This window comes from Polaromonas sp. (assembly GCF_031411155.1).
Lineage (GTDB): Bacteria > Pseudomonadota > Gammaproteobacteria > Burkholderiales > Burkholderiaceae_C > Polaromonas.
In genome coordinates, this window is sequence record NZ_JANOAL010000232.1 from 1 (window position 1) to 3,752 (window position 3,752).

5 protein-coding genes are annotated in these 3,752 nt (G+C 66.7%); 2 read left to right on the forward strand and 3 right to left on the reverse strand.

What is annotated here, in order from left to right:
- Positions 1-584 (reverse strand): 2-hydroxychromene-2-carboxylate isomerase (locus RMO23_RS14175; RefSeq protein ID WP_309682789.1); only part of this gene is annotated, 584 nt, incomplete at its 3' end.
- 94 nt (positions 585-678) lie between these two features.
- On the opposite strand from RMO23_RS14175, the gene RMO23_RS14180 reads away from it, so the two are divergent.
- A complete protein-coding gene (locus RMO23_RS14180; RefSeq protein WP_309682778.1) occupies positions 679-1,425 on the forward strand; it encodes an SDR family oxidoreductase in 747 nt (248 codons plus the stop codon).
- A gap of 147 nt (positions 1,426-1,572) precedes the next feature.
- Positions 1,573-2,211: a MarC family protein gene (locus RMO23_RS14185; protein WP_309682781.1), complete on the forward strand. Its 639-nt coding sequence runs from the start codon at positions 1,573-1,575 to the stop codon at positions 2,209-2,211.
- A gap of 93 nt (positions 2,212-2,304) precedes the next feature.
- On the opposite strand, the gene RMO23_RS14190 is transcribed toward RMO23_RS14185, so the two are convergent.
- Entirely contained in the window at positions 2,305-3,030 is a 726-nt protein-coding gene (locus tag RMO23_RS14190) for an ABC-type transport auxiliary lipoprotein family protein (RefSeq protein ID WP_309682784.1), read from the reverse strand.
- Positions 3,027-3,752: MCE family protein (locus RMO23_RS14195; RefSeq protein WP_309682786.1), on the reverse strand; the 726-nt coding region annotated here is incomplete at its 5' end. The genes RMO23_RS14190 and RMO23_RS14195, both read right to left, overlap by 4 nt.

The window sequence follows — 3,752 nt, forward strand, 5'->3', positions numbered from 1 at the left end:
TCGACAAAATCCAGCCGGTCCTGGCCCCAGAAGATCTCGCCGTTGATCACGTAGCTGGGCGCGCCGAACACGCCGGCGTCTATCGCCTGCTGGGTGTTGGCTTCGTACTGCTCCTGCACCGCCTGGCTGTGCGACTGCTCCAGCCGGTCCGGGCTCAACTCGCATTCAGCCAGCAGCTGGGCCAGAACTTTCTCATCGGCGATATGCCGCTGCTGCGCCCACACCGCACTGAAAATGGCGCCGCTGATGCGCAGGGCGGCCTCCACCCCGTCGTGCCGATTGACGGCGATGATGAGGCGCGAGGCGTCGTCGCCCGACACCGGAAAGTAGCTGGGCTTGAGGTTTAGCGGCGCGCCCAGGTAGTCTGCATAGCGCCGCAGCTCCAGCAGCCGGTAGGCCTGGCGCTGCGGCGCCCGCTTGCCCAGCGGCAGGCCGCCCGAGATCGGGAACACCTTGCCGCCCAGGTCAATCGGCAGCACGCGCACCGCCGCGCCGGCGGCCTGGGCGATTTGCGCAAAGCGCGGGTGGCCCAGGTAGGTCCAGGGGCTTTGCGGCGTGAAGTAGTAGTCCACGGAAGTCGCAATCGTGCTCAAGATAGTCTCCGGTGAATACGGTACATTGAATTGACTCGATCCTGCTTTTTACCCGGGATTGCCATTTATTGCTGGAGGTGCGGTTTTGACCCAGGTTGTCTTGATTACCGGCGGCTCGCGCGGCATAGGCGCGGCCACGGCGCTGCTGGCGGCGCGCCGGGGCTATGCGGTGGCCGTCAACTACGCGGCCAATGCGCCGGCCGCCGAGGCGGTGGTGCGCCAGATCCGGGCGGCGGGCGGCCAGGCCATCGCGGTGCAGGCCGATGTGGCCGATGAGGCGCAGCTGCTGGCGATGTTTGCACAGGTCGACGCCGAGCTGGGCCGCCTGAGCGCGCTGGTCAACAACGCGGGCGTGGTGGACCAGACCACGCGCGTCGATGCGCTGACGCTGGCGCGCCTGCAGCGCATGTTTGCCATCAATGTGTTCGGCGCCATGCTGTGCGCGCGTGAAGCCGTCAAGCGCATGAGCACGCGCCATGGCGGCGCGGGGGGTTCCATCGTCAATGTGTCGAGCGCGGCGGCCCGGCTCGGCGCGCCCGGCCAGTATGTGGACTATGCGGCGGCCAAGGGCGCGATTGACACCTTCACCATCGGCCTGGCCAGGGAGGTGGCCACCGAGGGCATACGCGTCAATGCGGTGCGGCCCGGCATTATTGACACCGAGATTCACGCCTCGGGCGGCCTGCCCGACCGCGCCCATGCGCTGGCGCCGCAGGTGCCGATGCAGCGCGCCGGTACGGCGGATGAAGTGGCTGAATCCATCGTCTGGCTGCTCGGCGACAATGCCAGCTACACCACAGGCGCGCTGCTCGACGTCGCGGGAGGAAGGTAGCTAGCCCCCACGCTTTTCACTTCGTGTAATGCGCTGCCCCCGAGGGGGCTAATTTTCCTTGGGGCGGCCCGGCGGAAAATTGCAGGGCTCGCCCGGATTGGTAATTTTTAGACAATGGCGGCACCACGCTGCAAAAGACTGGTTCCCATGGACTTCAAACCCCTCATCACGCTGCTGGCCATCGTCAACCCGCTGGCCATCGTGCCGTTTTTCATTCATTACACGCAGGGTTTTTCGCGGGCGCAGCGCCAGCGCACCATCGTCATCGCGTCCTTCAGCGCGTTTGTGGTGATTGCCACCAGCGCCTTGCTGGGCCTGCAGATTCTGGAGTTTTTCAGCATTTCGCTGGAAAGCTTTCAGGTCGGCGGCGGCATGCTGCTGCTGATCAGCTCGATGAACATGCTCAACGCGCAGCCGGCCGAGGCCAAGCCCAACACCCACGAGATGCAGGACGGCGCCGAAAAGGCCGCCATGGGCGCCAGCATTGCGGTGGTGCCGCTGACGATTCCGCTGCTGACCGGCCCGGCCACCATGTCCACCGTGGTGATCTACGCCGAAAAGGCCAAGACCTTTTTTCAGCTCGGCACGCTGGTCGGCTACGGCCTGGTGATTGGCCTGGCGACGGCGCTGTGCTTTTCGCTGGCGCAGCCGATTGCCCGGGTGCTGGGCAAGACCGGCATCAACGTCATGACGCGGCTGATGGGCCTGATCCTGGCGGCGCTGGCGGTCGAGGTGATGGCCGACGGCCTGCACAAGCTGTTTCCCGTGCTGGCGCGCACTTTGTAGGTCAAAATCAGCCTCCAGCCCTGGCACATCGTGCACTTGTAGCTATTATTTTTATAGCAATAAAAGCATGACGGGTTGCCGCCACGACCGCCGCTAACGCGCCGGCAGCTGCTGCAGCCACTGGTCCAGCTCCTCAATCGCGGCGTCGGTGGCGGCCGTCAGGGCGCGCACGCCGCCTGCGGCATCGGCGCTGGGGGCCGGGCGCTGCACCACCAGGCTGCGCTGGCCGAGCAGCTTTTCACCGGCCGGCGTGACCTCGACCAGGGTGGCGCGCAGGCGGATCAGGCCGACGCTGACCTCGGGCGCGGTGAACAGGTGGCTGAACTCCTCCAGTTCGAGCCGCAACTGCAGCGGCAGCGGCGCGCTCTGGCTGCGGTTCAGGGCCAGGCCCTCGCGCGCATTGAAGATGGGGCGGCGCAGGCTGAGCCGCTCGCGCAGGCGCTGGCGCACCAGCTGCGCCGGCGGCATGCTCCAGCGCGCCTGCGCGTAGGGGCGCAGCTGCTGCGCATTGGCATAGGCCAGGCGGTACAGCACGGCCTGGTTGTCGAGCGCACCGCCGGGGGTGCCGATGTCGTCTATCGCCAGCGCGGGCAGCCGCGCCGGAACGGGCGCAGGCGCGACGGACTCGGCCAGCAGCGGGCCGGGACCAAAGTCGTACTGGGTGGCGCGCATCGGCTTGTCGGGCAGCGCCGAGCACCCGGCCAGCACCGCCACTGACGCCGCTAGCAGGTAAAAAATGGCTCTAGCCCAATGAGAACGTGCATCAACAGCTATTGAATTAATAGCAAAAACTTGCAGCCTGGAAGAATGCGGGGTCATTTTTTTGCTCCGTCTGCGGAAAAACCGGGCTCGCCCGGGCCGGGTTGCGGCGGGCCGTTGCCAAAAATCAGCGCCTGCGGGTTGTCGTCGACCGAATTGACGGTGCGGCGCAGCTGGCGCAGGGTGCGGTTGGCTTCGTCGGCTACCTGGCCGACCTTGGGCAGGGTGGCCGCGCTAAAGGTCTCCACCCCGGCCGCCAGGGCGCTGCCGCCCTGCGACAGCTTGTCCAGCGGCCCGCCCTTTTCGTTCAGGCGGCGCGCCGTCACGCCGACCTCGTCGGTGGCGCTCTTGATGGATTTGAGGCTGGCGCTGGCATCGCGCGACAGCGCCGGCAGGGTCGCCACCGCCGGCTCCAGCGCCTTGGCCACGCGGTTGATGCCGCCCGCGGCTTCCGACAGCTGCGTCACGGCGCCGGTCACGGCCAGCTGGTTGTCGTCGGACAGCAGCCTGTTCAGGCGGATGCTGGCCTGCTCGACCTGAGTGAAGATCATGTCGCTCTGCTTGAGCAGCTTGTCCAGGCCGCCGGGCCTGAGCGGGATGCGCGGCGGCTCGTCGTCGTTGGGCACCAGGCGTTCGGTCGACTCGCCCTCGTCGTCGAGCTGGATGAAACCGAGACCGGTCACGCCCTGCGAGGCCACCGTGGCAAAGGTCGATTTGGTGACGGGCGCGCTGCGGTCTATGGACACGCGCACCAGCACATTGCCCTTGTTTTTCAGGTCAAA

Excerpts from the sequence above, each read along its gene's own strand:
- RMO23_RS14185 (WP_309682781.1), top strand. The coding sequence starts at position 1,573 with ATGGACTTCAAACCCCTCATCACGCTGCTGGCCATCGTCAACCCGCTG.
- RMO23_RS14190 (WP_309682784.1), bottom strand. The coding sequence starts at position 3,030 with ATGACCCCGCATTCTTCCAGGCTGCAAGTTTTTGCTATTAATTCAATA.